We start from the raw sequence: 24,639 nt of genomic DNA, 5'->3' as shown, positions 1-24,639 counted from the left end.
CCGAAAGGAAGGCAGAGACCGAAGCGGAGGCGAGTCAAGCATGAGCGAGAGCAACGAGCTGTGGGCCGTTGGCCTTGAGGCTTCTGATGAAGGCGTCAGCATCAGGACGCCTCCGCTCAAGGCATGGGGTGTCGCCCCCGATGGAGGCCGTCCGCAGGGTTCGGTGTGTACTCACGCCTCCATGCTTCCGCAGCTGCCGAGCACGATGCCGTCCGAAGTCTGCGCGGCCTGTCTTGCCCTCGGATACGACTGGGTTCGCCTGCGTTGGTGCACGACCTGCGGAAACGTTGGGTGCTGTGACAGCTCTCAGGGTCAGCACGCCCACGCCCATCACGTGACAACCGGACATCCGGTCGTCATTTCGCTGGCCCCCGACGAATCATGGGCATGGTGTTACGTCGACGACGTGTTCCTGATCGAAATCTGATGCTCATCATTGCCTCGTCGACATACCGGGCCCGGGCACGCCCTCGGGTCGATGCCCTCGGGGCTCAGCAGTCGTAGCGGTGCGTGTACGGGGTGTCGGGGCAGAGGCTGCAGACGAAGAAGTACATGCCGCCGAGGTCGCCGAGGCACATGCCGTGCCCGAACGTGTCGAGGGCGGCGGGGTCGGCTTCGGCCTGCCAAGCCGGGGTCGATGCCCCGTCCTGGCGTGGGTCCCGGTCGTCCAGGGGGAGCCAACGGCCCATGCCCGGTTCGGTCGCGGTGATGCTGAGCAGGTGTTCCATCCGGGTGCCGCAGCCCGTGCAGTCGGGCCAGTCGGGCTGCTGGGTCCACCCCGGGTAGCCGCCGACCTTGCTCTGCTGCGTGGTGGCCACTTCGAAGTAGTCGTAGCCCTGTTCGTCCTTCAAGTCCTCGAACCGCTCGTCGAGCAGGTCGCCGAGCCGCTCCAGCAGATCCCAGTTCGGGTATTCCGTGGCCTCGGTGGGAGACACCGTGCACGGGCGGGGCAGGTAGTCCCCCTCCGCGGTGTGGGGGCGCGGCGGTTCCCCGGCGAGGGCGCCGGCGGCCGTCAGCTCCGCGCTGCGCCAGTGAAGACGGGGGTTGGCCGCGTACTGGCCGTCCTGGTGAACGAGCGGGCACCACAGGATCTGCAGCAGGTCGGTGCCGGCGGGGAAGACGAGGCCGGGTACATCCCGTGCGTACAGCTGGACCACCGGGACCATCGAGACCGGCTCGGGTCCGACGGGCGCGTCGAGCGGCTTGTAGTGGTCTGGTTCGGCGCACGTCGGCCAGGGCTCGTCGGCCGGCCACAGCAGCGGCCCGCCGATGGAGCTCTCCCCCGGGCCCGGCTGCCCGGCCCGGGGGTAGAGGAGGGTGACCTCGCGGGCCGCGCCGGTCAGCTCGGGGAAGACCGCCTCCACATCGAAGGGGATCGGCGCCAACTGCCGGGGCTCGGACGGCCGGGCCTGGGCGGTGTCCAGCTGTGTGTGCCCTGACGGCATGGGGTCTCCTGCTGATGGCGGTCGGTCGATGCCGACCCTAGCCCCCGCCTACGACAGTCGGCGCGTCCCTCCCCCACCTGCCGAGCACGCCGAGACATCCCCCTCGGGATGAGGACGGGCAGGCCTGCCGGCCTGCCCGCTCCGGCTCTCGCAACCCGGCCTTTCCCTGGAGTACTTGCGCTGAGGTCCACCCCGGTTCAGGCCGGTTCAGGCCGGTTCAGGCCGTGCCAGGAATGCATCGGCCTCTCACGGGAAGTACAGGGAAGCCTTCTCCAATACATGGCCGGTGAACATGCCGCCCCACACGACTCCGCCCCGGTACATCGTGGTCCGCACGCCCTCCTTGCTGGTCTCGACCGTGAGGGGACGGCTGATCAAAGTCGTACCGAGGATCCGGGCGTCCTGGGCAGCCCACTGGGCCGCCTCAGGCCGGACACGTGTGCTCACCAGCGCGGGGAGCACCGTGGCGGCGTTGCGGGCGCCGGGTATGCCGCCGCGCAAGCTCTTGGCGTAGCTCATGGCCCACCCGGTGAACTCGCCCAGAGTGGTCACGTCGATCTCGGGGACAGTGGCCGCGAAGACGAACAACTCGGTCTTCGTCCCGAACCAGCGGGCCTTACGGTCTCCACGGCAACCGGTCACCACGGGGTGGTCGTCCCAGCGCGCCACGGTCACCGTGCAGCCGTCGGCCGCCAGCCGCTCGTGGAGCGCCGTAAGGTACGTGGCTGCCGCGTCTGCGGTCGGTCCAGTCGTATGGGTGTTCATGCGCAGATCCTCCAACGCCCTTGTCCAGTAAGGGAAGAGGAGCAGAGCAGCGCACGGCAGAGCATGTACGAAGCCCCAGGTGCGGGCTCGCAGGAACGACATGAGGCAGACGTCGCATCACGACCGGGGAGGCCGCGAGCCCGAGCCGAAGCCCAAGCCCAAGCCGACAACCCAAGTGCGCAGGTCGCTACCCCGCAGCCACGACAGGGCCGGCCGTGACCTGAGGGCCGTTGGGCAGCAGCGGAGCGAGGTTGTCCCTGACGAAGTCGGCGGCCTGTTTGATCGATTCCTCGGCCCCGGCTCGGTCTTCGAAGACGCTGGTGGAGATCATCACTCCGTCACCGGCGTCCACCCAGTAGTAGGCCACGAAACCCGGGACTCTACGCAGGAGGGGCACGAATCCCTCGTCCACTCGGCGTCCTGCCTCGGCAGCATCGGTCACGCCTTCGTAGCGCCGGATTACCGCGTACATGGTGTTCTCCTCATGGGTCCCAGGGGCACGTTGCGCGAAACGACATACCCCCGCCGGGCGTCTCCCGCTCGGGAGACGCCCGGACGTGACCTGGATAGCCGCACCAGCGGTCCGCAGCGAGGCGCCGGCCACAGCACCTCGGGGCCCATCTGCACACACGCGCCGTCCGAGGCTGAGCCAATTCGTCAAGAAGAACCCCGGTGCCGTTTTCTCAGCTCATCCAGCCTTGCGCGAGCCGCGTCCCGGTTTGGCGTCGGTGGCTTTGCATGGGCGGGAATCGGGACTTGGGGTGGAACGGGTATCCCCAGCGAGGCGGCGGTGCGCGAGAGGGCCGATTCGATGTCGGTGGCAGCAAGATGGGCCAGACCACCCGAATTCAATCCTCGAAAATGCGAGATCTTCCTGCGCAGCGATACCCAAACCATCCCCCCACGAGCAGAGAAGCTGTTCCGCTCCGCGAGTGAAGCGTATTCGATCTCGATATCCAGGTCACGCTGCTCGGCGGGTGACCACCAGGCATTCCACTTCGGGTCGTCCTGGATCATCTGGACGACATCGCCTGCCGCATCGAAGTAAGCCACGGGGATATCGCTGGTGCCGTGCAAGGCGAGCCTGATCCAGGGAGTTTCGGCTTCCTCAATGGTCTTGGATTCGTTGGATTCGGTCACGCGGGGCCCCGGCGGCAGGCCTGGCCATGGTTCCCCCGTGACGCTCTCGTAGGCTGTGCAGACGGCGTCGGCGAGCTCGTCGGACTCGCCGAATTCCCACGTGTGCGCGGTCGCCTCGCTCGGGAGTTCAAGGATTCGCTGGAAACGCGTCCTCCCCGCTGCCACTACCGCTAAGTGGAAGTTGTTCAGGGCATCGCCCATCAGGGGAACCAGTGCTGCACTCGACGGGTCATTGACGTCCTTGACCGGGGTCTCCGCGAGGGGCTCACTTTGCAGCCGCAGCAGCTTTTCCGTCAGGATTTCGACGAACTCCTCGACGCGAACCGAACCTTCCCTCTTCAGCGCTTCGGTGAGTTCGTGAGCAGTGCGCTGGTTCGCCACACCGCCGAGGGCGTCCACGAGGAACCAGAAATCTTCCTCCGTAATTAATCCTTCCGTTCTGCCGACGAGCGCACTGGGTGGGGTGCCTTGATGCTCAGCACCCCACCCATTTCCTCTACTCCTGATGACGTGCGGGAAATCCTAGCGGCAGCTCTTCGCCTGCCCGGGGCAGTGGCGATGCCTGGCCACGTATATGAGGATCATTCCCGCTTCCCAGCTTCGAGCGTTGAACCAACCTCGCAGGTTGCTTCTCAGCACGATGTACCTGCATCCGCTGGCTGTGCGGTAGTACCTGTTGCCCCGGTGGCGGTGTCCTCGACGATCCAGCAGGGGTTGGCGTCGTCGTCGCCGTAGTGGTTGATCTTGGAGGCCGTCTGCGTCCAGGTGGATCCGTTGTTGGACTCCGTCTTCCAGGACCGGAAGCGCAGGCCGGCGTCGAGCTGCCGGGTTTGGCGGTCGCTGCCGACGGTCTGCTGGTAGGCGAGGTCGTTGGCGTAGTACGCCATCGTGTTGCCGGGGGCCGAGGTGGCGCGGCCGAAGGCGTCGTACGCGTAGCCCGTGTCGACGATGCGGTCGGCGCTGTCGTAGGTGTGGCTGGTGGTGGTGCCGCCCGTGGTGGGGCAGTCCAGGCCGGGGCGCCGGTCGCGGTGGTGCGGGACGTGCGGTTGCTGCGGTTGTCGAAGGCGTACGTCCGCTTGGAAGGCGCCCGCGACGGAGTCGGTGGCCTTCGTGGCGAGGCTGCGTGGCTCGGCCCGCGGTTCCGGGCTCGGCAGTGCCGACGCTCGCCGATGCGGCGACGCCGTCAGGCGTCACCTCGCGGAGGCCGGCGGAGACCGACCGGAACGAACGCCGCTCTTCCTCGCAGCGTCGGCCCACCGGCCGCGACGGACGGGCCGCTTGTCCCGTCGCGGCCGAGTCGGTGACTCCGTGTGACAGCGAATCCAGTCGTTCGGACTTCCTTGTCAGCGAACTTGGTCGCCCTTCGGCCCGATGCCTGTGACTCCGGTAGGAGTTCCATCCGGGGCATACGGGTCGCGGAAGGTGAAGGCATGCGGCGCGGAGCCGTGGGCATCGAGGTGCTCCAGCCGGGAAACCCCGTCCCGCCAGGTGGGTATCACGCCGTCAGAGACCCACCAGAACACGTGGTTCGGGTGCTCTGTTTTCTCGAACCAGTCGTAACGCCTGCTCAACGCGTCACGGTGCAGACCGGTGTAGACGGCGTCGAAGGCGGAACGCAGGTCGGTCCAGAGTGAGAGGGTCACGGCCAGGGCCGTGGTTTCCGCGGTCCGGCCCTTCCCGTACCAAGTCGGTACGGCGAACTCTCCCCACGCGCCCCAATCCGCCTCGAAGAGCACGCCCTGCTCCCCGTCCACCGCTTCAGCACGCGCGAGGTATCCGGGGTGCTGACTGATCCTCCGGTAGACGGCCTCACCAATGTCGTAGAACTCGCGCGTGAGCGGTGCGGGATCGGCGAGAGGTGACTTCAGGACGCCGAATGTGTACAGAACAAGCTGGGGCATACGTCTCTCCCTGGTTGGGGCCGCCTGGCGTGGACCTGCTTCGGCGGCTTACGCAGGGGCGAAGGTGTGTGGAGCCGGGCGTGACCGACTCATCCCGTCGCGGCCGGCCCAGCCTGAGGGAACCCCTGTGCGACCGTGGCGACCGCCGAAGACCAGGTGAAGGTAGCTGCCCCTGCGCGCCATGTCGAAGTTGCAATTTCCCTGTACAAGTGGCCTCTTGCGTAGGTTCCCCACGTCTGTCGCGCCGGTACGTGCAACCTACGAGGGCCTGGAAATGGCCGCCGAACCCGGCCTCACCCTCACCATCTACACCGCCGAACCAGGCTCCACATCCGAAGAGGGGCTGCGGCTCCTCGCCTCCTGGAGCGCCGCACAAGATGCCGACCTGCCCACGGAACCGGAACCGTCCACCACCGGCTGACCCACGAGTCGGGGGACCCTCGCTATCCGATGGTGACGACACGCGCCCAGGCGGGTGGGGCGTCGGGGGTGTAGTCAGGGTCGTTCTCGTTCGCGGCGCGGACGGGGCGCTGGAAGAGGCCGACGACCGTGCGGCAGGACGGTTGGGCGGAGGGCCACGGGGTCTGGCCGTCCGTGAGGGCGACGATCACGTCCGGGCGGGGCCGGGAGCGCAGGGCGCGGGCGAAGCCGGAGCGCAGGTCCGTACCGCCGCCGCCGATGAGTTCGAGGTTCTCGGCACGGCACAGGGGTACGGCGACGCCTGCCGCGGCGTCGCAGGAGATCACCGAGACCAGGTCGCGCCGTCCGCCCACCGCCCGCGCAATGGCAGCCACCTCGAGGAGTGCGCTGCCCAGCTCGGCGTCGCTGACCGACGCGGAGGTGTCGATCACGACGCAGACGTGGGGCGGCATCCGGCGCAGGCTCGGCAGGACGACGCCCGGGATGCCGGCCGAACGCCGGGAGGGGCGCCGGTAGCTGTGGTCCTCGCCCGTCCCCGGCGCGCCCGCGGCCGCGCGGACCGCCGCGCCGAGCAGCTGCCGCCACGGCTGCGGGGACTGGAACGCCTCGTCCGCCCATCGACGCCAGCCCTCCCGGGCTTCCCCCGGCCGGCCGGTGATGGCCTCGGAGACCCGGAAGCGCACCGCGTCACGCTGCTGTCGGGTGAGCCCGTGAGCCCCCTCGGGGCCGAGCTCCCAGGGCCGCGCACGGCCGTCCGCACCGCTGCCGCAGTCCAGCCAGGCCAGTCGCGGGGTGCGGCCCGCCATCGAGAACTTCCGAAGGTACTCCTCCATCAGCAGCCCGTCCGGAAGGCCCAGCATCGAGGGCCGTACCGCTCCCGTCGGCATCGGGAGGCCGTCTCCGTAGATGTCGTCGTTGATCTCGAAGTCCGCCGCGATGTTGTGCCGGAGCCGCTGCCCGGTCCCACGCTCCCCGAGTTCCCCGTGCTCCCGCGCGTACCGCTCGCTCCGCCCGTGGTGGTCCCGGAGCAAGTGGGAGACCTCGTGCACCCACACGCCCGCCAGTTCCTCCAGCGGGGTGCGCGCCACGAACAGCGGGGACACGTAGCAGCGCCAGTACGCGTCCACCGCCATGGTCGGCACCGACGGGTCCTCCACGACGTGCAGCGCGAAGAGCGCGCTGGCGAGGTACGGGCGTACCGAGACCGCGTGCAGTCGGGCGGTCAGCAGTTTCTCCATGTCCAGTGGGACGACGGGCCCCGGCGGGGTGCCGGGCACCGCGACCCGGACCGGCCGCGGCGGCGGAGGCGGGGGCATCGGACGCGGCAGCGGGCGCGCCGACGGGGGCGTCGGGCGCCGCTTCGGCTGCTTCACGGTCCCGGTCATGCGCGCCCACCCACCGCGTTCCCGGCGCCGGCGGCAGCGGCGGTCCGGGCCACCGAATTCTCCGCACGCCGGGCGAGGCCGACGACCGAGGAGAGGCGTTCCACCGCCTCCGGCACCTCCCAGCCCTCGCGCCGCAACGCGGCCAGCGCCTTCGCCGGGCCCACCAGCAGATCCGGTGCGCCGGTCTCCAGCGCCCTGACCAGCACCGCCCAGCCCGCCTCCCAGCGCTCCCGCTCCGGGCGCGCGCCGACGGCGGCCACCACCGCGTCCAGCGTGGCCTGGCGCAGGTCGCCGCGCTCGGGCAGTTCTGCGGCGCCGGGGTCGGCCAGCAGCACGTCCGGGTCGGGAAGCTCCATCCGGTCGATGTGGGCGAGCAGTTCGAGGCCGGGCCCGTCCCCGACCGCCCCCCGGACCAGCAGCGCCAGTACGTCCCGGGAGACGGAAGCGGCGGTGCCGAAGGCCAGCAGCGTCATCGCGGCCTCCCAGCTGCGCGGCGAGGGCCAGGCGCCGCCTCGCCGGGTCTCGGTGGTCGGCAGCCGGTGGATCAGCGTCGGCCGGGTGTTCAGGAAGCCGCACACCGCGCGGCGGGCGAACGCCACGGCGTCCGGCAGCACCGCCGCGTCCAACCGGGGCAGCTCCGCGCTCGGCCAGACCCCGCCGAGACCGCGCACCACCACATCCCGGTCGTGCACCCAGTACAGGTGCACGAACCGGTTCGCCAGCGGCGGGCTCAGCTCCCAGCCGTCCGCGGCCGACGCACGGGGATTGGCCGCGGCCACGATCCGCACGCCCGGCGGCAGTTGCAGCGCGCCGACCCTCCGCTCCAGGACCACGCGCAGCAGCGCGGCCTGGACGGCCGGGGTGGCGGTCGACAGCTCGTCCAGGAAGAGCAGCCCCTTCCCGGCGCGTACCAGCTCCACCGCCCACTGCGGCGGGGCCATGGGCACCCCGTTCACCGCCGGATCCTCCCCCACGATGGGCAGCCCGGAGAAGTCGGTCGGCTCGTGGACGCTGGCGATCACCGTGGTCAGCGGCAGGTCGAGGGAGGTGGCGAGCTGGGTCAGCGCAGCGGTCTTGCCGATGCCGGGCTCACCCCACAGGAGTACGGGAAGGTCCGCCGCGACCGAGAGGGTCAGTGCCTCCAACTGCTCGTCGGAGCGCGGTTCGGTGGTGGTCGTCCGCAGAAGGGTCAGGAGGTCCTCGGCGAGGCCGAGCTGTGGCTGGTCGGCCGTCGGCGTTGCGGGCGCGGAGAGGGCGGTGCTGGAAGTCATGGGCATCACCTGGGTGGGTTCGTGGATGGAAGATCCGGCGTGGTCGAGCGGAGTACGGCGCGCACAGCGCGGTTCGCGGACCGTCTCAGGTCTCCGTCGCCCGGACGGGACGTAGGTGGGGGAAGTGGTTGGTCGGGACGTCGGTGGGGGAAGTGGCTGGTCGGGAAGCCCCGACCGGGAAGCGGCCGGTCGGGAAAGCGGCCAATCGGGAAAGCGGCCGGCTGGGGATTCGGCCGGTCGGGAAAGCACCAAGCCGGAGAATCGGCCTGTCGGCAAAGCACCCCGTCGGGGAATCGGCCGGTCGGCCCGTGTGCTCCTCGGATGACGAGCCTCGGGGTCGCTGATCCTGCGGACCCGCGGGGCACCGCGGGCGTTCAGCCGTGCAAACCGGTCCGTGGTCGAGCACGGCTCCCGCGCTTGCGGCGCAACTCTCGCGGCGTACGACGGTCGAGCCGTGGCCGGTAGCCGTTGTCCCTTGCCACATCCGCGGCGGGGTGCACCGGTACCAGACCCGAGCGGAAGAGCCCGTGACCCAGGCGACCTGCCACCGCACCCTCCAGGGCGTCCCGCAGCGGCCCCTCGCGCAGGGCCGCGCCGGGACCGAGCAGCCCCTCGACGACGGCCAGCGCGCCGGTCACGTCACCGTGGCCGAGCCGCTCGCGAACCGCGGGCAACGCCTCTGGGCTGCGGTGCACCGAGTCGATCGCCTGTAGGCAGGGCAGCCCTGGTCCACCCAGCGCCATGAGAAGGTCCTCACGGGCCAGCTGCGCCGGGTCATGATCGACAGCCGCCAGCACCCCGTCCCGCAGCGCGATCCGGTGTACCTCTCCCATGCACTCGACACGGTGCGGGTCCGCGGTCCCACGGTCCGCTCCCGCGTCCGGACCGCCGGCCAGGTCCCTGTCCCGGCCGAAATCCGGTCCCTGGCCCCACCGCGGACCGGCTACCGCTGCCCCCGCAGATGGCGACGAGCCCGAAGGGCCCTCGACTCCTGGCATCGACAAGGCTGCCGCGACCAGCGGGTGAAGCCGTTCCGCGCGGAACAGCCCGGCCCGCAGAAGCTCCAGGTCCGGAAGCGGTCGCGCCGCGGCCTCCGGCAGTACCGGGAGCACCGCGATCTGCTGCGGCGGCAACATCTCCCGTACCGGCCGGAGCGCCGGGGCATGGCTGTCGTCGGGGGCTACGAGTTCGAGCACGGCCCGGTTGCGCGCATCGAGTCGTACGGTCAGGGCTCCGCGAGGACGCCCCTCGGCCCGCAGCAGCAGCTCCGCCTCCGCCGCCCAGCGGTCCGGCGGCCGCAGAAGGTCGTGGCCGCCGGGCCCGTACGGTGCGTCCGCACTGCTCCGCTCGGCCAGTTCGGCGCTGCGCGTGGCGTCCCAGAGGTGGCGGTGCAGATCGAGACGGAAGCGCCGGTCGGGGTGCGGGTGCGGATGATGTCCGGGCGCGTCTCCCCGGGATTCCTCCCAGAGCGCCAGGGACATCCGCTGGCCCGCGTCCGCCCAAGCCGGGGGCGTCCGCACGACGAGATGCGGTGCCGCGGTGCCGGGGGCCCCGTAGCGGGCCAACGACAGGGTGAGGCCGGGTCGAAGTCGCCCGTCGGGGGCGATGCGGGGCATGTGCCAGCGCAGCAGATCCGGCGCCAGCTGACGCAGATCGGCCCGGAGGCGGGCGACGAGGTCGGTGCCGTGGCGGACGCGCACGGCGCGCAGATCGAGATCGACGTCCACCCGGGCGGCGGCGCAGGCTCCCGCCCAGTCGCCCGTCACACGGCGGGCAGTAGCGATTTCGATCATGGACGGTGGCACGGCGTACTCACGTACGCGCTGCCACATCAACAGGCGGGCGGGAATCGGTTCCGCGAAGTGAGGTGCCATCAGCACTCACCTTGCGCGGACGATTCCCCCAATCCGAAAAGGGAGAAGGTCTTCATCAGCGGCATCCTAAACACCTCGTGGATCATCTGTCAGCCGCATATCGCAGGCCCCTCCACCCTCGGGCACGACTCCGGTGCACCCTCGGGCACGAGTCTGAGCGCCGCCGGGCACAAGTCCGGGCGCCGCCGAGCACGGCTCCGGGCGCCGCCGGGCCGCACGCTGAGGCCGCCGGGGGGCTGGGGGGTGACCCAGCCGCTGGTTGCATGATCAGCGGCCGGGTCCTGCCGCGGCGACAGCGTGTGCGCGGGGCACCCAATCCAACGATTCCGTGAACTCGTGCAACCATCCCCTCGCTCAAACGTCATAGAAGACGAGTGTGCGCCGTAGGCGTGTTCGTTTCGTTTCCATGGGGGACCCACACATGACTCACCACATATCCCTGCGTGCCCGCGTGCTTCCGGCCGTGGCTGCCGCCGGGATCCTCGTTCCTGTCGTCGCGGGCGCGGCGCCTGCCTCCGCCGCCACCGCGCCGCAGGTCAGCTGCACGTCGGGCAAGGCCGGGCTCGCCGCCAAGCTTCAGAAGGACATCACCGCCGCTCTCGCCACGCGCTCCGGTACCGTCGCCGTCGGCGTGCGCGACCGCACCACGAACACCACCTGCACTCTGCGCGCCACGACCTCGTACGACTCGGCCAGCGTCGTGAAGGTGACCGTCCTCGCCACGCTCCTCTGGGATGCCAAGAAGACCAACCGTTACCTGACCACCCGCGAGTCCAACCTCGCCACCGCCATGATCACCAAGTCCGACAACGCGGCCACCACCTCCCTGTGGAACCAGCTCGGCGTCACCAAGGTGAAGGGCTTCCTGGCCGCTGCCGGCATGACGCGCACGGTGCCCGGGTCCGGCGGCTACTGGGGGCTCACCCAGATCAACGTCACCGACGAGCAGCGGCTGCTCTCGCTGATCACCGCCAGGAACACCGTCCTGACCGACAGCTCCCGCGCCTACATCCTCAAGCTCATGGGGAACGTCGTCACCTCTCAGAAGTGGGGGACCCCGGCCGGCGCACCCTCTTCCGTGGCCGTGCACGTCAAGAACGGCTGGCTGCAGCGCGCGACGCGCGGCTGGCGCGTGCACAGCGTCGGCACGTTCCAGGGCGGCGGCCACGACTACACCATCACCGTGCTCACCGACGGCAACAGCACGATGAACTACGGCGTGAACACGATCCAGGCCGTGTCCAAGGTGATCCACCAGGACCTGGTCCCGACCACGCGCACCGCGTACCGCTACACGCCGACCACCACGCCCAGGGAGGCGTTCGTCGCGGTGCCTCGGGGCTGACGCCAGGCCTGGCCGAGGGCACCATCGCCAGCATTGGGGGCATTGGGGGCTATCGGGTCGGCCCGACCCGAGCTGCCGTCCACGAAGGGGGCCGTCCCGGTGCTCCACGCACCGGGGAGGCCTCCTTCGTCGTGGTGTCCGTCCCGCCCGTCGGCGACCCGCTTCGGCCGGGACTGCCGCCGGGACCGCCAGCAGCACGGCGCCGACGCCGCCGGGAACGCCCCGCCCCACGGGTACGGGGAGCAGCGCGGCACCTGGCAGCCGCGCAGATCGACGCGTCAGCGGCAGCGCTTCACGCAGAAGCTCGTGATCAAGGAAGTTGAATGGTCGCGCACGTGGCTCCGCGCACCTCACGGGCCTCGCACTCATCGGAACCGTCGGCGGTGATCGCGACGATTTCGAGGCCCCAGGCGTCTCGTATGGCCGAGACCGGAATGCTGATGTTCTGCGTGATCCTGCCCTGGTCGTCAGGTCTCAGGCTGCTGGCGTAGAGGTCTCGCGGGCCACCGACGGACTCCCCTTCCGCGTCGATGGCGACGACGTACACGCCGACGGCCGCCCACGTCTCCACACCGTCGGCCCGTACGCCGAAGCTCAGCCTGAGGCTGGACTTCGGCCCTTCGAGTGCGACGTTGCTGATCGTCGGCCTACCGTTCCCTCCCGCCGCCTTGGCCGCGCCGACGACCGCCACACTCAGGGCGACCATGTACAGGATCACGCCGATCACCAAGACGACGGTCTCCCACACATTGCCTCTCCTGGTCGGGTGGATGAGCAGCGCCACGATGCTGCAGACGATCGCAAGGATCGCGCAGAGAGAGGCAACGTAGATGGGCCAGGACTCGTTGTTGAGCGCCACGAAGACGACATCACTCGTCAGCCCCAGAGCGGTCATGACCCCGGCCACCGTAACCAGGGCGCCGGCCAGGATCTTGGCAACGTCGTCCAGCCGCTTCCCCACACCGGCCTGGATCGCGTCGAATCCCGGAGAAGCTTCGTGCCCACCAGTCGTCTGCTTCACCCAGCCATGCTGCCGGACGCCGGCTCACACCCCAGGGCATCCGCGCCAGCAAGTGCCCCGAGCGGAGGACGGCCAAGCAAAAAGTCGGATCTGTCTTACCGACCAGTTGGGGCCACGCCCATGCCTCAACTACCGGCGGGGGACGGGTTGGGCTAGCGACCTGTTGCGACGCTTCGCTCGCGTCGTGTGCCAGGTCAGTCCCCCACAGGTCGGAGGAAGTCGGCGCCGACGGAGCGGGCCGTCTTCTCGACCGCGTCGTGGGTCTTGTCGCCAGTCGTGAACAGAACCGCGCCCATGCTGCCCTTGTCACCCCACACGCACATCGCCCGCGGCGTGCCCGAGGTCGCCTCGGTGTAGTTGAGGCACCGCATCCAGCCGCCGTAGGGGCCGTCGCCGGCCCGCCAGCTGTCGTGAACGGTGCCGATTCCGTCCGTGTCCATGGGGGCGATCCCGCCGTCGTACACGTATGACGCGCGCATCTCGTGGAAGTCTCCGGTCGCGACAGCCACCAGGTAGTCGGCGGCAGTGTCCGCAGTGCCGTCTTCGGCGACGTACGCCCGGGCCGTCCAGTCCTTCAGCTCGCTGTCGGGCACAGCACCGAACGGATTGAAGTCGTCGCGCAGGTCGTATCCCTGCATGCCCCGGAAGGTCTCGTGAGCGACGATGTCGTAGCGGGGATAGGCGAGGGAGGAGGCGTACGCGGTGACGCCGACGGCCATCAGGAGGGCGAGTCCGGCTCCGGCGAATGCGTACTCGCGAGGTGTGGCGCGCGGTACGGGGTGCAGCTCCGGCGGCCCGAAGCCGTCTCCCCCGCCGGCCGGCCCACCCGCCCCTTCGGCATCGGGTGCGGCCTCCGTGACCGCTGTGGCCATCCGATCGGCAGCCCGCTCGCGGGCGGTCCGCAGCTGCCTGCGGAGGCCGACGAACGGCAGCGCCAGCAGCAGGGCCGCGCCCGTAGCCACGCCGTACGGCATCGACGGCGCGGCGCTGATGCGCACGACCATCAACACGGCGACGAGCACGCTGACAGCGAAGCGGTATTCGGGGCCCCGGCGCAGCAGCAGGCGCGACCAGTTCCGGCCGGGGGCGGCGAGCGCGCCGGTTGTCTCGGCGAGCACGGCGAGCCGCAGATCGCGAGGGGCCCCGGCGGCCCACTGCGCGGCCTGAGCGGCGGCGGCCTGCGGCGTGGGCGCTTCGGCGAAGGCACGGGCCGCGTCGAAGGCCTGCACCCTGCGCACCGAGACACCGCTCTTGGCGTTCGTGGAGACGGAGCTTCCCGCGGCCTCGACCCGCAGCAACTCCGGAGCATACGGGGCGAGTTCCCGTAGACGAGCCAAGAGCACGGGACCCCGGGCATGTCGCCCCGGTCGGTCCAGCGCGTCCGTGCCGGCACACAGTTCCGCGTACCCGGCGAGCAGACCTACGTCCTCCGGAAACGCATCCAGGCCCTCGCGGAAGACCTGCTCGGCAGCGTCGTCGTGGTCGTCGTCGTCCTCGGCCATGTGGGCACGCGCAAGTGCGAGGAAGAGCCCGGCATCGGGCCCGTTCGCGTCCAGCGCGTCCCGCCCGATGGCCCGCGCCTCCCCCGGCCGGCCGGCGGCGACAAGCACGTCGACCCGCCCTCGCACGTCATCACGCACATGGTCACAGTTGTCGTTCAAAGGTCCCCACCCTGGTGCAGCAGGCCGCATGCATGCGGCCGCGAGCGCCACTATCGCCCGAACCGGAAGTCCGGTCAACCGGGAATCTGGCCCCCTGACCTGCTCATTTACCGCGCAACAGCGTGCAATCGGACGTAGTCCGGACACCCGGTGACGTGTGCCCACGAGCATGGTCGGTCAGACCGTGCCGGCCTACCCGTCACGCCACCGCACCACCGCGACACCACACCACCGCACCACCGCCAGCCGACACGCGGACAGGGGCAGCAATGCGGTGTGGGTGATGTCATGGAGGTGTCAGAAGACGTTCAGGGGGCGGAACCACGTGTAGTCGTTGGTCAGGTTGGTGGCGACCCGGCTCTTGAAGGGCTTGCTGTAGTCGCCGGTTCCCGCGTACGAGAACACCCGGTTGCCGGCGTCCATGGCGAGCAGGTCAGGACGGCCGTCGCCGGTGCCGTCGCCGATGCCGACCAGGTGCGGGTACGCGTTCCAGCCGCTGCCGAGCCGTACCCGGGGAGCGAAGGTGCCGTCGCCCTTGCCGAGGTACATCCACAGCACGCCGTCCTTGTCGCGGGCCAGGAGGTCGCCCGCCGGGCCTCCGCCGATGTCGCCGGTGGCGGTCAGCTGGTTGTAGATGCCCCAGCCGGTGCCGATCTGCTTTCGCGGGGACAAGGGCGTGTTGATGTTTCCGGTGGCGGGGTAGAGCCACAGGCCGCCCGACTTGTCGGTGGCGAGGAGGTCGGGCCGGCCGTCGCCCGTGAGGTCGGAGCCGCCGGCGATCTGATCGTAGATCTGCCAGCCGGTGCCGATCTTCACCCGACCCAGGAAGGGGGTGTCGCCGTTGCCTGTGCCCTGGTACAGCCACAGCAGCCCGCTCTTGTCCCGGGCGACGACATCGCCCACACGGGTGCCGGCGATGTCTCCGACGGACTCGGCACGGTCGTACATGCTCCAGCCGCGCCCGACCTGGGGGATGTAGTCCAGAACACGTTGGATGGCGTCGCCGGACGGTGTTCTGTTCGTGTCGGCGCGCAGGAAGCTGCCGTAGTCGCTGAACATCAGGACATCGGGTGTGCCGTTGTCGTCGTAGTCGTGTGGCGCCGCAGGCCGGTTCAGGGTGAACCGGCCGGAGGCATGAGTGTCGGCCCGATGCCGTCGTCCGGGCTCGCGGTGATCTCCCAGGTGTAGTCGCCGTTGTACGCGGCCTTCAGGGGGTTGATCGGATTCGAGCCGTCCCAACGCCAGCCGATGCGCTGACCGTTGCGATGGCCCTCGCCCGGAGATGCCGGATCCGTGGACCAGATCTTGCGCCGCAAGCTCTCACCCGTGCGCGTGTGGACCAGTGTCAGCCATACGTCGGTGTCGACCCGGGAGAAGTCCCAGCCCAGGTCCACGCCCTGGCCCATACGGTCGAACGTGATCGCGTCCGGCACACTCGTACCGAGATACTTCACGGCCGTTGCCTGTCCCGTCGAGGCGACGAGCTTGGCGACCGGCTTGCCGTCCTCGCCAAGCGACACCCGGTACAGGCCCTCGTTGCGGTCGAGCGTGCCGCCGCGGACGAGCAGCGAGCCGTCCGGGGCGGTCACGGCGGAGGAGTGGTGCGTGAGGACTTCGACGGTCTCACCCGTCTCCGCCAACCGGGCCAGGAGCGGCCGCCCGGGCGCGTACGGTGCCCGCTTCTCCAGGGTCATCGGGTAGCCCGAGACCACCCAGCCGCCGAGCAGGTGGAACTCGTCCGCGTTGAAGCCGGGGCCTTCGACGTACCGCACGTCGGCAGAGCCCCGCCGGGCCACGGCGATGCGGTCCACATTCCGATCGTTCCGCGACTGCCAGGCCAGATGCGTCGTGGAGACGGCACCCGGCCACCAGCCCTGGGCGCCGTCCTCACGCAGCTCCACGACGGCGGCCGTGGCGAGGTCGACGACGGCCATGGTCAGGGAATCCTGCTGAGGCGTTTCACAGTTGAACAGCGCAGAGCCCGGACCGAAGGCGGCCACGGACCAGCAGTTGCCCGTCGGGAGACCGGTCACCTCTCGATGGGTCGTGCGCCCCTCGGCGACCGTCACGAGCCGGGTCGCCGAGATCGTGTCGCCCTGCATCGCGTGCACGATCAAGGTTGCGCCGACCACTCCACCGAAAGCGTAGTCCTCACCGAACTCGCGCAGATCGACCCGCACCGGCGCCACTGCCGGCGCCGCCATGTCGTGCACCATGAAGACCTGGCTCAGCCAGGGGCTCGACTTGTCCCCGGTCACCACGAAGTTGGAACAGTGGAGGGTAGCCGGTGCCATGACGCTGCCGAAACCTACCCACCGCCGGTCCCCCTGGACGGCCCGGCGCCTCCGGCGCCGCCTGTGCATCCGGGCGAACCCCTGGGGCGGAAGAGAAGGTGACCCGGCGCCGTCGATTGTGCCGGTGGGAGTGGAGGAGGAGGGGTTGTTGCGGTGATCAGTGTGGAGCGGGTGGTGATGGTGCGGCGGCCGTTGGCCGAGGTCGTGGCCTACCTGGAGGACTTCGGGCGCGCCGAGCAGTGGGACCCTGGCACCGTCCGCTGTGTGCGGCTCGACGACGGGCCGGTGCGGGTGGGGGCGCGGTGGCGGAACACGTCACGGTTCCGGGGTCGTACGACGGAGCTGCGGTACGAGCTCGTCGTGAGGGAGTCCGCCCGGCTGGTGTTCGTCGGGGAGAACAAGACGGTGACGGCGCTGGACGACCTCCGCTTCACCGAGGAGGGGACGGCGACCCGGCTGACGTACCGGGCGTCCCTTCGGTTCAAGGGGCTTGCGCGGCTGGCCGCGCCGTTCCTGGGAGGGGAGTTCGAGCGGCTGGCGGACGGGGTGGTGGACCGTCTTCCGGTGGCCGCCGAGGCCTGGCGCTCGTGACCCTGCCCGACAGGTGCAAGGTCGGCTCGCCGGTTCGTGGCTGTTACGAGGTCGGCTCCCGGTTTCGCGTATGGGGTCGGCTGTCGGGGTGGCTGCGCGGTGGGCGGGGGATGAAGCCGCTCGTGCGCGCGCGGTAGGCCGCGTAGCCCGGGCGGTCGGCCATGTGGGCCTCCAGGAGCCGTTTGCCGCTGCCCCAGATGAGGAGGGTGCTCATGACGAGCGGGGAGATGAGGGAGAGCAGGGCGGTCTGCCAGGTGGCGCAGGCTGTGAGGTACAGGCCCCACCAGACGAGGAAGTCGCCGAAGTAGTTGGGGTGGCGGGTCCAGCTCCACAGGCCTCGGTCCATGACGTGGCCACGGTTCGCCGGGTCCGACTTGAAGCGGGCGAGTTGGTGGTCCCCCACCGCTTCGAAGGTGAGGCCGGCGGCCCAGACCGCGAGGCCGAGGCAGGCGGTCGTATCCAGAGGACGGGGCAGCAGGACCGCGACCTGGACGGGGAGGGAGACGAGCCAGACGAGGGCGCCTTGGAGGAGGTAGACCTTCCGCAGTGCGTAGAAGGTGGGGTTTCCGGGGGCTCGGGCGATCATCCGGGCGTAGCGGGGATCTTCGCCGTGGCCACGTCCGCGACGGGCGATGTGGATCGCGAGCCGCAGCCCCCAGAGCACGGTGGCGGCCGCTACGACGGTCCGGCGGGCGTCGTCGCCGTAACCGGCCGCCAGGGACCAGGCCACGATCGCGACCGCTGCGAAGGCGATCCCCCAGGCGACGTCGACGATCCGGTGCAGTCGTCTCGCGGTGCCGATCGCGAAGGTCACGAGCATGACGGTGAGCGCGGTGGCCGCCGAGGCGGCGAGGACGAGGCCGAGTGCCTCGGTGTCGACGACGCTCATGACGCCTTCCCGTATCGGCTCAGCAGGGTGAGGGGCGGGAGGGCCACGTCGCGGTCGTCCCGGCGGAGGGTGCGGATCCGGTCCTCTCCCCCACGGCGCCGGGCCGCGGTCTTCGTCGCGGTCGGCGTCCCCGCCCCCGCCCCCATCACCGTCGCGTGGGCGTGGGCGTCGTGCTCGCGTGGCCCTGCGGTCGCGCGCCACGTCATGTAGGCCGCTTCCAGCAGGATCGTCCTCCGGCCTCGCGGTCCCTCGCCTCGTACAGGCGTCTCAGTCGCCGCCAAGGGGCGTACGGACCGGTCGGGCCGGTCGGGGTGGGCGAGGTTCACGTCGTCATCCCCGGCCTCGCCCCCGGCCTCGCCCCCGGCCTCGCCCCCGGCCACGTCCCCGGCCTCGTCCCCGGCCCCGCTTCCGCCTCCGTGTCATCGGCGGCAGTGAGTCGGAGCTGGCGGACGTCGAGGTACCCGGAGCGGAATCCGGCCTCGGAGTAGGCGAGGTAGAGGTCCCACATGCGTTGGAAGACGCGGTCGAAGCCGAGGGCGGCCACGGCGGCCTCGTTGTGGCGGAAGCGGGTGCGCCACTGGTGGAGGGTTTCGGCGTAGTGGTCGCCGTATCCCGTGTCGTGGGTGATGTGCAGGCCGGTGGCGGCGCTCTCGTGGGCGAGGGCCTCCGGGGAGGGGATCAGGCCGCCGGGGAAGACGTATTTGCTGATCCAGGTGTGGGTGCGGGCGGTGGCGAGCATCCGTTCGTGGGGCATGGTGATGGCTTGGAGCGCGATGCGGCCGCCTGGGGCGAGGAGGCGGCGGAGGGCGGTGAAGTAGTCGGGCCAGAACTCGGCGCCGACGGCTTCGATCATCTCGACGCTGACGATGGCGTCGTAGCGGCCGCGGACGTGCCGGTAGTCGATCCGTTCGATGGTGACCCGGTCGGCGACACCGGCCAGGGCGACGCGGCGGCGGGCGAGCACGAGCTGTTCCTCGGAGAGGGTGACGGTGCGGACGCGGGCGCCGCGGGCGGCGGCGCGGATCGCGAGTTCGCCCCAGCCGGTGCCGATCTCCAGCAGTTCGGTGCCCGGGCCGGTGTCCGCGAGGTCGAGGAGGCGGTCGATCTTGTGGTGCTGGGCAGCGGTGAAGGCGGTGTCGGAGAGGACTTCCGACGCGTGCGGCAGGGGGTCGAAGACGGCCGAGGAGTAGCTGAGGCCGGGGTCGAGGAAGAGGGCGAAGAGTTCGTTGGAGAGGTCGTAGTGGCGGTGGATGTTCTCGCGGGCCCCGTCGGGGGTGTTGAGGTCGGTGTCGGGCCTGCGCCGGACCCAGGCTCCCCGGAAGCGGCGCAGCGGGGCGGGGACGAGGTCGTCGACGTGGCGGGCGAGGACGGTGAGGACGCCGACGAGGTCGTCGGCGTCCCATTCGCCGGCCATGTACGACTCCCCGAAGCCGATCAGCCCGTCGGCGCCGATCCGGCGGTGGAAGGCCTCCGGGTCGTGGAGCGTGAGCGTCGGCTCGGAGCTGTCGCCGCCGTCCCGCTGGCCCGCGAGGGGGCCGCCGCTCCGGCCCGTTCGTATCCGCAGGGGCAGCCGGGCGAGGGCGTGTTCCACGAGCAGGCGGGCAACGGCAGTGCGTGCGGCTGAGGCGCGCGGCAGCCGGGCGACGTCGGGCCAGCGCTGCGGGTCGACCGGAGTGTGGCCGGCGCGCACGGCGGACGGGGGGAGCGAGACGGTCACGGGGTGCCTTCCTGCGGGGTGGAGACGGTCGTAGGGGTCTCGGCGTTACGGGGCCGGACGCGCAGCCCCTTGAGGTAGAGGCGGACGCCGTGGCGGCGAATGCCGAAGGAGACGGCGGCGGTCGACCAGGGGTGGCGGAGCGCGGCCGCGAGCAGGCCGCGTGCGCCGTTCGGCCTCCGGGTGCCGTGGACGGTGGCGGTCAGCGGGCGGGAGCCGTCCGTGTGGCGGAGCTGGACGGTCAGGTCGAGGCGGTCGCCGGGGATCGGCAGGCGCATGCGGTAGGTGCCCTCGACGTCGAGGAACGGGGAGACGTAGAACTCCTTGGCCGTCTCGGCGCGGCCCCGGACATCGGGGTGCAGCAGGTACGCGTGGCGTCCGCCGTACGTGTTGTGCACCTCGGCGACGACGCACACGAGGCGGTCGGCGCGGTCGTGGCACCAGTACAGGCTGAGCGGGTTGAAGACGTGGCCCAGCACGCGCGCGTGGGCCAGCATGAGGACCCGCCCGTCCGCCTTCCCCTCGCCGTGGGCGGCGAGGCAGGCGTCGAGTCCGGCCCGCAGGGTGGGGGCGTCGCCGTCGAAGTGGTCGGCCGGGTCGAAGCGGGCGAGGGGGCGCAGCGGACGGGGAAGTCGGGGCAGGTCGTCGAGGTCGACCAGCCACATGTAGGTGCGGTGGCGCAGCGCGTGACGGATCGGGGTGACGCGCGTGTGGGAGATCTCGGTCTCGTACAGGGCCGGGGCGGCGGTGGGCGTCATCGGGGCGCTCCCAAGTGGCGTGCGGCCTCGACGCCCGAGCGGCAGCCGTCCTCGTGGAAGCCCCAGCCGTGGTAGGCGCCCGCGTACGCGGTGACGCGGGTGCGGAGCGTGGGCAGGAGACGCTGGGCGGCCACCGACTCCGGTGTGTAGACGGGGTGTTCGTACGTCATGCGGGCCAGGACGGTCGTCTCGTCGACGCGGTCGCCGGGGTTGAGCGTGACGATGTGCGGTTCGCCGGTGCGGAGTCGCTGGAGCCGGTTCATGTCGTAGCTGACCTGGACGGCGCCGGGGCGTGCGGTGCAGGAGGGCAGCAGGTAGTTCCAGGATGCGCGGGCGTGCGGCGAACGCGGCAGGACGCTCGTGTCACGGTGCAGCACGGTGGGGTTGCGGGAGTAGGTGAAGGCGCCCAGGACGCGACGTTCCTGCTCGGTGGGGTCGGCGAGGAGCCGCAGGGCCTGGTCGGGGTGGACCGCGATCACGACGGCGGCGTGCTCGGTGGACTCGCCGTCGTCGGTGACGACCGTGGCGCGGTCGCCGCCTCGGACGACGGCCCGCACCGGGGTCGCGGTCCGTACGGAGGCGATCGACTTCGCGACGCGTTCGACGTATGCGGCGGAACCGCCGACGACGGTCTTCCACTGCGGGGACCCCGTCACCGAGAGGAGTCCGTGGTGGTCGAGGAAGCGGAAGAGGTAGGCGGCGGGGTAGCGCAGGGCGGTGTCGGGGGCGCAGGACCAGACGGCGGCGACGAGGGGGATGGCGAAGTGGCTGACGAAGTGGGCGGAGAAGCGGTGGGTGCGGAGGAATCCGCCGAGGGTGAGGGTCAGGTCGTCCGCGGCCAGCAGCCCGCGTGCGGCGCGGTGGAAACGCGGGACGTCGGCCAGCATCAGCAGGTGCCGGAACCTGCGGGCGTTGCCGCCGCCGAGGAGGCCGCGGACGCCGCGCGCACCGGCGTACTCCAGGCCGCATCCTTCACAGCGGACGGACATGCTCATCTCGGCGTCCTGTGTGGTGACCTCCAGCTCGCGGAAGAGTCGCAGCAGGTGGGGGTACGTGCGCTCGTTGTGGACGATGAAGCCGGTGTCGACGTGGAGCGTGCCGCCTTCGACGGTCGGCAGTTCGTGGGTGTGCGCGTGGCCGCCGAGCCGGTCCTCCGACTCGTACAGCACCACGTCGTGCGTACGGGAGAGGAAGTGTGCCGCGGTGAGGCCCGCCACCCCCGCGCCCACCACGGCGACGCTTCGTCCGTTCATCGTTCTCCACCCCTTGTGTGACGGCCGTCGGCCGGTGCGATGACGACGGCCTGCTGTGCTGTGCTGCGGTCTCCTCCGGCTGGTGACGCGGGCACCCGCCGAGCCCGTCGTCGACGCCACGAGAGCCGCGGCCCGGGGACCTCGGCGCCCCCGTTCCTCCTCACGGTCCGACCGATACACCTGTCGCCACAACTCGCATCGCTTCCGCATCGAAATTCTGGAGACGTCGCTGTGCTGCGGCAGCGAGGGGCGACACGTGCGTCCAGGGTGGCCTCGCGCCGAGACGGCCTCGGGGATGCTGGCGGGGTCCGAAAGATCCGTTGCGTCCGCTGTTCTCGTGGAGGTGTGCCGTCGACAGGTCTACTGTTCCTGCGCTGGGCGTGTACAAGGGGTACGGGGCCGAAGCGGTGGCTGCCACGGTTCGGCACGAGGAGTTGCTCGGCCGACCCGTGGATGTCGGCAATGACTATGCGCCGCACGGGAGTTGGGCGGACCTCGATCCGGCGACGATGTGCGGCCACCAGCTTGATCCGTGGCGCAAGTGGCGCGACGAGCGGCCGGGCTCGGCGTTCGTGTACGGGATGCCGATGCTGGTCGACGGATTCGCGGGGGCGTTCGCGCGGGGCGTGGCGGGCGAGTTCGACGAGGCGTACGTACGGGCGGCGCGTGCTCTGGTGGAGTCGGGGCACGGCGATGCGGTCGTCCGGCTCGGTTGGGAGCCGAACAACCGGGCCATCGGCCCGTGGCAGGCGACGGACGACCCGGCGGGTTACGCGGCGCTGTTCCGGCACGTCGTCGGCGTGTTCCGGGCGGCGTCCGGCGCGGACTTCACGTTCGAGCTGTCGAGTGCGCTGGGGTTGCAGCCGGGACGTCGGCTGCGGGGCTTCGCCGACTACTACCCGGGGGACGCGTACGTCGACTGGCTGGGCATGAACGCGTACGACCTGAAGTGGGGCGACCCCTGCGTCTCGCCCGCCGACCGCTGGTCGTGGATCCGCTCCCAGGCCATGGGGCTCGACGCGCACGCGGCGTTCGTTCGAGCGCGGGGGAAGCGGAACGTGTGTTCGGAGTGGGGGCTGTACCGTCGCGGGGACGCGTACGCGGGCGGCGGGGACGACGCGGCCTTCGTCGATCGGATGGCCGAGTACTTCGTGTGGGGTGAGGTCGCGTACCAGTCGTACTTCGACCACGACTGGGGCGGTGGGACGCTGGCGGAGTTTCCGGCCGGACGCGCCGCATACGTGGAGCGGTTCGGGTTCGGGGCGACTCCGGCCCGGTGACGTCGCACGAGAAGCGCCGCATGGACGCGCCCCCCGCTCGTCCTGCGCCGGCGGCGCACGTCGACCTTCGCTCCGGTCGGCGCGGTCGATGCGGACCCGGCGGTGATGCACTTGGCCAGGGAGTACTCGGTGCGGGCCGAGGCGGCCACCCGGGCGGGAGCGGAGACGGTCGAGCGGGAGTGGGGGCGCGTGCACGAACGCGCCCGGGCGGCCAGGGGGGCGCGCCCGCTGTTGTCTCACACGTGCGTGTGACGTCCATCGAGTGGCCCGTTCGAAGGCGAAGGCGCTGTGGAGCCGGGGAGCGGGGCCGGTGCGCACCCGTGTGATGCTCGCCGAACGGCCCAGCGCTCGATTTGCCTCCTCATAATTCCGGACTTAACACCATAGTCTCGCTTATGCGTTTCCGAGAGAGCGCTCTGCTCGTCGGTCGTCCGGTGATGTGCCGTCCGGGCGCCCGCAGGCGGGGCGTGAGGCCAGTTCGGTTCCCCATTCCTGGAGAGATGAATGCGCGTTGCCGTGACCGGTGGCGGTGGATTCCTCGGGTCCCACCTGTGCGAGGCGCTCTTGCGGCGCGGCGACTCGGTGGTGTGCCTGGACAACTACTCGACGGGCGACCCGCAGAACGTCGCCCACCTCCTCAGCCACCCGAACTTCGAATTCCAGTACGCCGACGTGAGCGAGACCGTGGAGGTCCCCGGCCGCGTCGACGCGGTCGCCCACCTGGCGTCCCCCGCCTCCCCGCCCGACTACCTGCGGCAACCGCTGGAGACCCTCGCGGTCGGCAGCCGCGGCACCGAGAACGCCCTGCGGCTGGCCCTGCGCCACAACGCCCGCTTCATCCTCGCGTCGACCAGCGAGATCTACGGCGACCCCCTGATCCACCCTCAGGAGGAGGCGTACTGGGGCAATGTGAACTCGATCGGCCCGCGCAGCGTCTACGACGAGGCGAAACGATACGCCGAGGCCGTGTCGGCCGCGTACCGCCGAACCCACGGCGTGGACGTGGGCATCGCCCGGATCTTCAACACCTACGGCCCGCGGATGCGGCCGCACGACGGCCGCGTGGTGTCCAGCTTCATCACGCAGGCGCTGACCGGCGAGCCGCTCACCATTTACGGCGACGGCAAGCAGACCCGCAGCTTCTGCTACGTCGACGACCTCGTCCGCGGCCTCCTCGCCCTCCTCGACTCCCGCGAGCTGGGCCCGTTCAACCTCGGCAACCCCGTCGAACGCACCGTCACCGAACTCGCCGAGCTGGTGCTCGCGATGACCGGTTCGGCGTCCGAGGTGAAATACCACCCGCTGCCGGTCGACGACCCGGTCCGCCGACGCCCGGTGATCACCCGCGCCCGCGAAGTCCTGGGCTGGGAACCGGAGTTCGACATCACGGAGGGTCTGCGCCGGACCGTCGCGTACTTCGCGGCTTCCCCGGACCGGCTGCGCACCTCGGCCGCGGCGATCCGCGGCGGCCAGGACGAGACCGTGCCGCTGGCCGCCGTCACGGATCCGGCCGTCCCCACCACCCAGACGATCCCGGGCCCGACCACCGCCGTCTCCGACGTGGCATCCGCCGTCCCCGGTGGGTCCACCACGGGCGGCTGATCCCCACGCCGCGGCCGGCCGAAGCTGCTC

General features: G+C 70.8%; 22 protein-coding genes and 2 pseudogenes. 6 read left to right on the top strand and 18 right to left on the bottom strand.

All coding sequences use genetic code 11. The features are described 5' to 3' along the window. Positions 1 to 40 precede the first annotated feature (40 nt). Positions 41 to 427 (top strand): UBP-type zinc finger domain-containing protein, encoded by a 387-nt coding sequence (locus ACFCY7_RS27060; RefSeq protein ID WP_376488660.1) that lies wholly within the window; start codon positions 41 to 43, stop codon positions 425 to 427. Positions 428 to 491: 64 nt separating this feature from the next. Here ACFCY7_RS27060 and ACFCY7_RS27055 read toward each other — a convergent pair whose 3' ends face one another. From ACFCY7_RS27055 to ACFCY7_RS27030, 6 genes and pseudogenes are all read right to left on the bottom strand, one after another. Next, entirely contained in the window at positions 492 to 1,445 is a 954-nt protein-coding gene (locus ACFCY7_RS27055) for a hypothetical protein (RefSeq protein WP_376488659.1), read from the bottom strand. 246 nt (positions 1,446 to 1,691) lie between these two features. Further along, positions 1,692 to 2,210 (bottom strand): hypothetical protein, encoded by a 519-nt coding sequence (locus tag ACFCY7_RS27050; protein WP_376488658.1) that lies wholly within the window; start codon positions 2,208 to 2,210, stop codon positions 1,692 to 1,694. Between the two features lie 187 nt (positions 2,211 to 2,397). Next, a complete protein-coding gene (locus ACFCY7_RS27045; RefSeq protein ID WP_376488657.1) occupies positions 2,398 to 2,682 on the bottom strand; it encodes a hypothetical protein in 285 nt (94 codons plus the stop codon). A 185-nt stretch (positions 2,683 to 2,867) separates the two neighbouring features. After that, positions 2,868 to 3,776 (bottom strand): DUF4240 domain-containing protein, encoded by a 909-nt coding sequence (locus ACFCY7_RS27040; protein ID WP_376488671.1) that lies wholly within the window; start codon positions 3,774 to 3,776, stop codon positions 2,868 to 2,870. 251 nt (positions 3,777 to 4,027) lie between these two features. After that, a pseudogene (locus tag ACFCY7_RS27035) lies at positions 4,028 to 4,431 on the bottom strand (hypothetical protein); the annotation flags it as partial. A gap of 262 nt (positions 4,432 to 4,693) precedes the next feature. Further along, complete coding sequence (locus ACFCY7_RS27030; RefSeq protein ID WP_376488656.1) at positions 4,694 to 5,251, bottom strand: DUF3291 domain-containing protein; 558 nt, start codon at positions 5,249 to 5,251, stop codon at positions 4,694 to 4,696. Positions 5,252 to 5,507: 256 nt separating this feature from the next. Here ACFCY7_RS27030 and ACFCY7_RS27025 point away from each other — a divergent pair. Beyond that, positions 5,508 to 5,672 (top strand): annotated as a pseudogene (locus tag ACFCY7_RS27025) (transcriptional regulator); the annotation flags it as partial. Positions 5,673 to 5,694: 22 nt separating this feature from the next. Here the strand turns inward: ACFCY7_RS27025 and ACFCY7_RS27020 are convergent. The 3 genes from ACFCY7_RS27020 to ACFCY7_RS27010 form a co-directional block, all read right to left on the bottom strand. Continuing rightward, positions 5,695 to 6,909, bottom strand: a complete 1,215-nt coding sequence (locus ACFCY7_RS27020; RefSeq protein ID WP_376488670.1) for a VWA-like domain-containing protein — start codon at positions 6,907 to 6,909, stop codon at positions 5,695 to 5,697. Positions 6,910 to 7,052: 143 nt separating this feature from the next. Then, complete coding sequence (locus ACFCY7_RS27015) at positions 7,053 to 8,327, bottom strand: AAA family ATPase (protein ID WP_376488655.1); 1,275 nt, start codon at positions 8,325 to 8,327, stop codon at positions 7,053 to 7,055. Between the two features lie 374 nt (positions 8,328 to 8,701). Beyond that, positions 8,702 to 10,201: a hypothetical protein gene (locus ACFCY7_RS27010; protein ID WP_376488654.1), complete on the bottom strand. Its 1,500-nt coding sequence runs from the start codon at positions 10,199 to 10,201 to the stop codon at positions 8,702 to 8,704. A gap of 421 nt (positions 10,202 to 10,622) precedes the next feature. Between ACFCY7_RS27010 and ACFCY7_RS27005 the strand changes: the two genes are divergently transcribed. Beyond that, positions 10,623 to 11,546 carry a serine hydrolase gene (locus tag ACFCY7_RS27005; RefSeq protein ID WP_376488653.1) on the top strand — a complete coding sequence of 308 codons (924 nt, stop codon included), beginning with the start codon at positions 10,623 to 10,625 and terminating at the stop codon, positions 11,544 to 11,546. Between the two features lie 310 nt (positions 11,547 to 11,856). On the opposite strand, the gene ACFCY7_RS27000 is transcribed toward ACFCY7_RS27005, so the two are convergent. The 4 genes from ACFCY7_RS27000 to ACFCY7_RS26985 form a co-directional block, all read right to left on the bottom strand. Beyond that, a complete protein-coding gene (locus tag ACFCY7_RS27000) occupies positions 11,857 to 12,567 on the bottom strand; it encodes a hypothetical protein (RefSeq protein WP_376488652.1) in 711 nt (236 codons plus the stop codon). Between the two features lie 194 nt (positions 12,568 to 12,761). Beyond that, the gene (locus tag ACFCY7_RS26995; protein WP_376488651.1) at positions 12,762 to 14,177 is read right to left on the bottom strand and encodes a hypothetical protein; all 1,416 of its coding nucleotides are present in this window, start codon (positions 14,175 to 14,177) and stop codon (positions 12,762 to 12,764) included. A gap of 348 nt (positions 14,178 to 14,525) precedes the next feature. Next, positions 14,526 to 15,287, bottom strand: coding sequence for an FG-GAP-like repeat-containing protein (locus ACFCY7_RS26990; RefSeq protein WP_376488650.1), 762 nt, complete (start codon positions 15,285 to 15,287; stop codon positions 14,526 to 14,528). A 53-nt stretch (positions 15,288 to 15,340) separates the two neighbouring features. Next, positions 15,341 to 16,522, bottom strand: a complete 1,182-nt coding sequence (locus ACFCY7_RS26985; RefSeq protein WP_376488649.1) for a hypothetical protein — start codon at positions 16,520 to 16,522, stop codon at positions 15,341 to 15,343. A 153-nt stretch (positions 16,523 to 16,675) separates the two neighbouring features. On the opposite strand from ACFCY7_RS26985, the gene ACFCY7_RS26980 reads away from it, so the two are divergent. Then, positions 16,676 to 17,113 carry an SRPBCC family protein gene (locus tag ACFCY7_RS26980; protein ID WP_376488648.1) on the top strand — a complete coding sequence of 146 codons (438 nt, stop codon included), beginning with the start codon at positions 16,676 to 16,678 and terminating at the stop codon, positions 17,111 to 17,113. A 43-nt stretch (positions 17,114 to 17,156) separates the two neighbouring features. On the opposite strand, the gene ACFCY7_RS26975 is transcribed toward ACFCY7_RS26980, so the two are convergent. The 5 genes from ACFCY7_RS26975 to ACFCY7_RS26955 all read right to left on the bottom strand — a co-directional run bounded on the left by ACFCY7_RS26975 (position 17,157) and on the right by ACFCY7_RS26955 (position 21,727). Next, entirely contained in the window at positions 17,157 to 18,002 is an 846-nt protein-coding gene (locus ACFCY7_RS26975; protein WP_376488647.1) for a DUF1295 domain-containing protein, read from the bottom strand. After that, positions 17,999 to 18,208, bottom strand: a complete 210-nt coding sequence (locus ACFCY7_RS26970) for a hypothetical protein (protein WP_376488646.1) — start codon at positions 18,206 to 18,208, stop codon at positions 17,999 to 18,001. The genes ACFCY7_RS26975 and ACFCY7_RS26970 overlap by 4 nt, the downstream gene beginning before the upstream one ends. Positions 18,209 to 18,324: 116 nt before the next feature. Beyond that, positions 18,325 to 19,719 carry a class I SAM-dependent methyltransferase gene (locus ACFCY7_RS26965; protein ID WP_376488645.1) on the bottom strand — a complete coding sequence of 465 codons (1,395 nt, stop codon included), beginning with the start codon at positions 19,717 to 19,719 and terminating at the stop codon, positions 18,325 to 18,327. Continuing rightward, positions 19,716 to 20,474, bottom strand: a complete 759-nt coding sequence (locus ACFCY7_RS26960) for a DUF1365 domain-containing protein (protein ID WP_376488644.1) — start codon at positions 20,472 to 20,474, stop codon at positions 19,716 to 19,718. The genes ACFCY7_RS26965 and ACFCY7_RS26960 overlap by 4 nt, the downstream gene beginning before the upstream one ends. Further along, entirely contained in the window at positions 20,471 to 21,727 is a 1,257-nt protein-coding gene (locus ACFCY7_RS26955) for an NAD(P)/FAD-dependent oxidoreductase (RefSeq protein WP_376488643.1), read from the bottom strand. The genes ACFCY7_RS26960 and ACFCY7_RS26955 overlap by 4 nt, the downstream gene beginning before the upstream one ends. Before the next feature lie 407 nt (positions 21,728 to 22,134). On the opposite strand from ACFCY7_RS26955, the gene ACFCY7_RS26950 reads away from it, so the two are divergent. Both ACFCY7_RS26950 and ACFCY7_RS26945 read left to right on the top strand, forming a co-directional pair. Beyond that, a complete protein-coding gene (locus tag ACFCY7_RS26950; RefSeq protein ID WP_376488642.1) occupies positions 22,135 to 23,007 on the top strand; it encodes a hypothetical protein in 873 nt (290 codons plus the stop codon). 504 nt (positions 23,008 to 23,511) lie between these two features. Continuing rightward, positions 23,512 to 24,609 carry a UDP-glucuronic acid decarboxylase family protein gene (locus ACFCY7_RS26945; protein ID WP_376488641.1) on the top strand — a complete coding sequence of 366 codons (1,098 nt, stop codon included), beginning with the start codon at positions 23,512 to 23,514 and terminating at the stop codon, positions 24,607 to 24,609. The last annotated feature ends 30 nt before the right edge of the window (positions 24,610 to 24,639 follow it).

This window comes from Streptomyces sp. NPDC056361 (assembly GCF_042262805.1).
GTDB lineage: Bacteria > Actinomycetota > Actinomycetes > Streptomycetales > Streptomycetaceae > Streptomyces.
The sequence above is the reverse complement of the archived record's forward strand: the minus strand, read 5'-3'. Positions and strand labels throughout refer to the sequence as shown.

Bases quoted from the DNA above. Each gene is read 5' to 3' on its own strand.
- ACFCY7_RS26955 (WP_376488643.1), bottom strand. From the start codon at position 21,727: ATGAACGGACGAAGCGTCGCCGTGGTGGGCGCGGGGGTGGCGGGCCTC.
- ACFCY7_RS27020 (WP_376488670.1), bottom strand. From the start codon at position 6,909: ATGGAGAAACTGCTGACCGCCCGACTGCACGCGGTCTCGGTACGCCCG.
- ACFCY7_RS26945 (WP_376488641.1), top strand. From the start codon at position 23,512: ATGCGCGTTGCCGTGACCGGTGGCGGTGGATTCCTCGGGTCCCACCTG.
- ACFCY7_RS27030 (WP_376488656.1), bottom strand. From the start codon at position 5,251: ATGCCCCAGCTTGTTCTGTACACATTCGGCGTCCTGAAGTCACCTCTC.
- ACFCY7_RS27060 (WP_376488660.1), top strand. From the start codon at position 41: ATGAGCGAGAGCAACGAGCTGTGGGCCGTTGGCCTTGAGGCTTCTGAT.
- ACFCY7_RS26970 (WP_376488646.1), bottom strand. From the start codon at position 18,208: ATGACGTGGCGCGCGACCGCAGGGCCACGCGAGCACGACGCCCACGCC.
- ACFCY7_RS27005 (WP_376488653.1), top strand. From the start codon at position 10,623: ATGACTCACCACATATCCCTGCGTGCCCGCGTGCTTCCGGCCGTGGCT.
- ACFCY7_RS27055 (WP_376488659.1), bottom strand. From the start codon at position 1,445: ATGCCGTCAGGGCACACACAGCTGGACACCGCCCAGGCCCGGCCGTCC.
- ACFCY7_RS26975 (WP_376488647.1), bottom strand. From the start codon at position 18,002: ATGAGCGTCGTCGACACCGAGGCACTCGGCCTCGTCCTCGCCGCCTCG.
- ACFCY7_RS26990 (WP_376488650.1), bottom strand. From the start codon at position 15,287: ATGTTCAGCGACTACGGCAGCTTCCTGCGCGCCGACACGAACAGAACA.
- ACFCY7_RS26985 (WP_376488649.1), bottom strand. From the start codon at position 16,522: ATGGCACCGGCTACCCTCCACTGTTCCAACTTCGTGGTGACCGGGGAC.
- ACFCY7_RS27050 (WP_376488658.1), bottom strand. From the start codon at position 2,210: ATGAACACCCATACGACTGGACCGACCGCAGACGCGGCAGCCACGTAC.
- ACFCY7_RS26960 (WP_376488644.1), bottom strand. From the start codon at position 20,474: ATGACGCCCACCGCCGCCCCGGCCCTGTACGAGACCGAGATCTCCCAC.
- ACFCY7_RS27015 (WP_376488655.1), bottom strand. From the start codon at position 8,327: ATGACTTCCAGCACCGCCCTCTCCGCGCCCGCAACGCCGACGGCCGAC.
- ACFCY7_RS27045 (WP_376488657.1), bottom strand. From the start codon at position 2,682: ATGTACGCGGTAATCCGGCGCTACGAAGGCGTGACCGATGCTGCCGAG.
- ACFCY7_RS27010 (WP_376488654.1), bottom strand. From the start codon at position 10,201: ATGGCACCTCACTTCGCGGAACCGATTCCCGCCCGCCTGTTGATGTGG.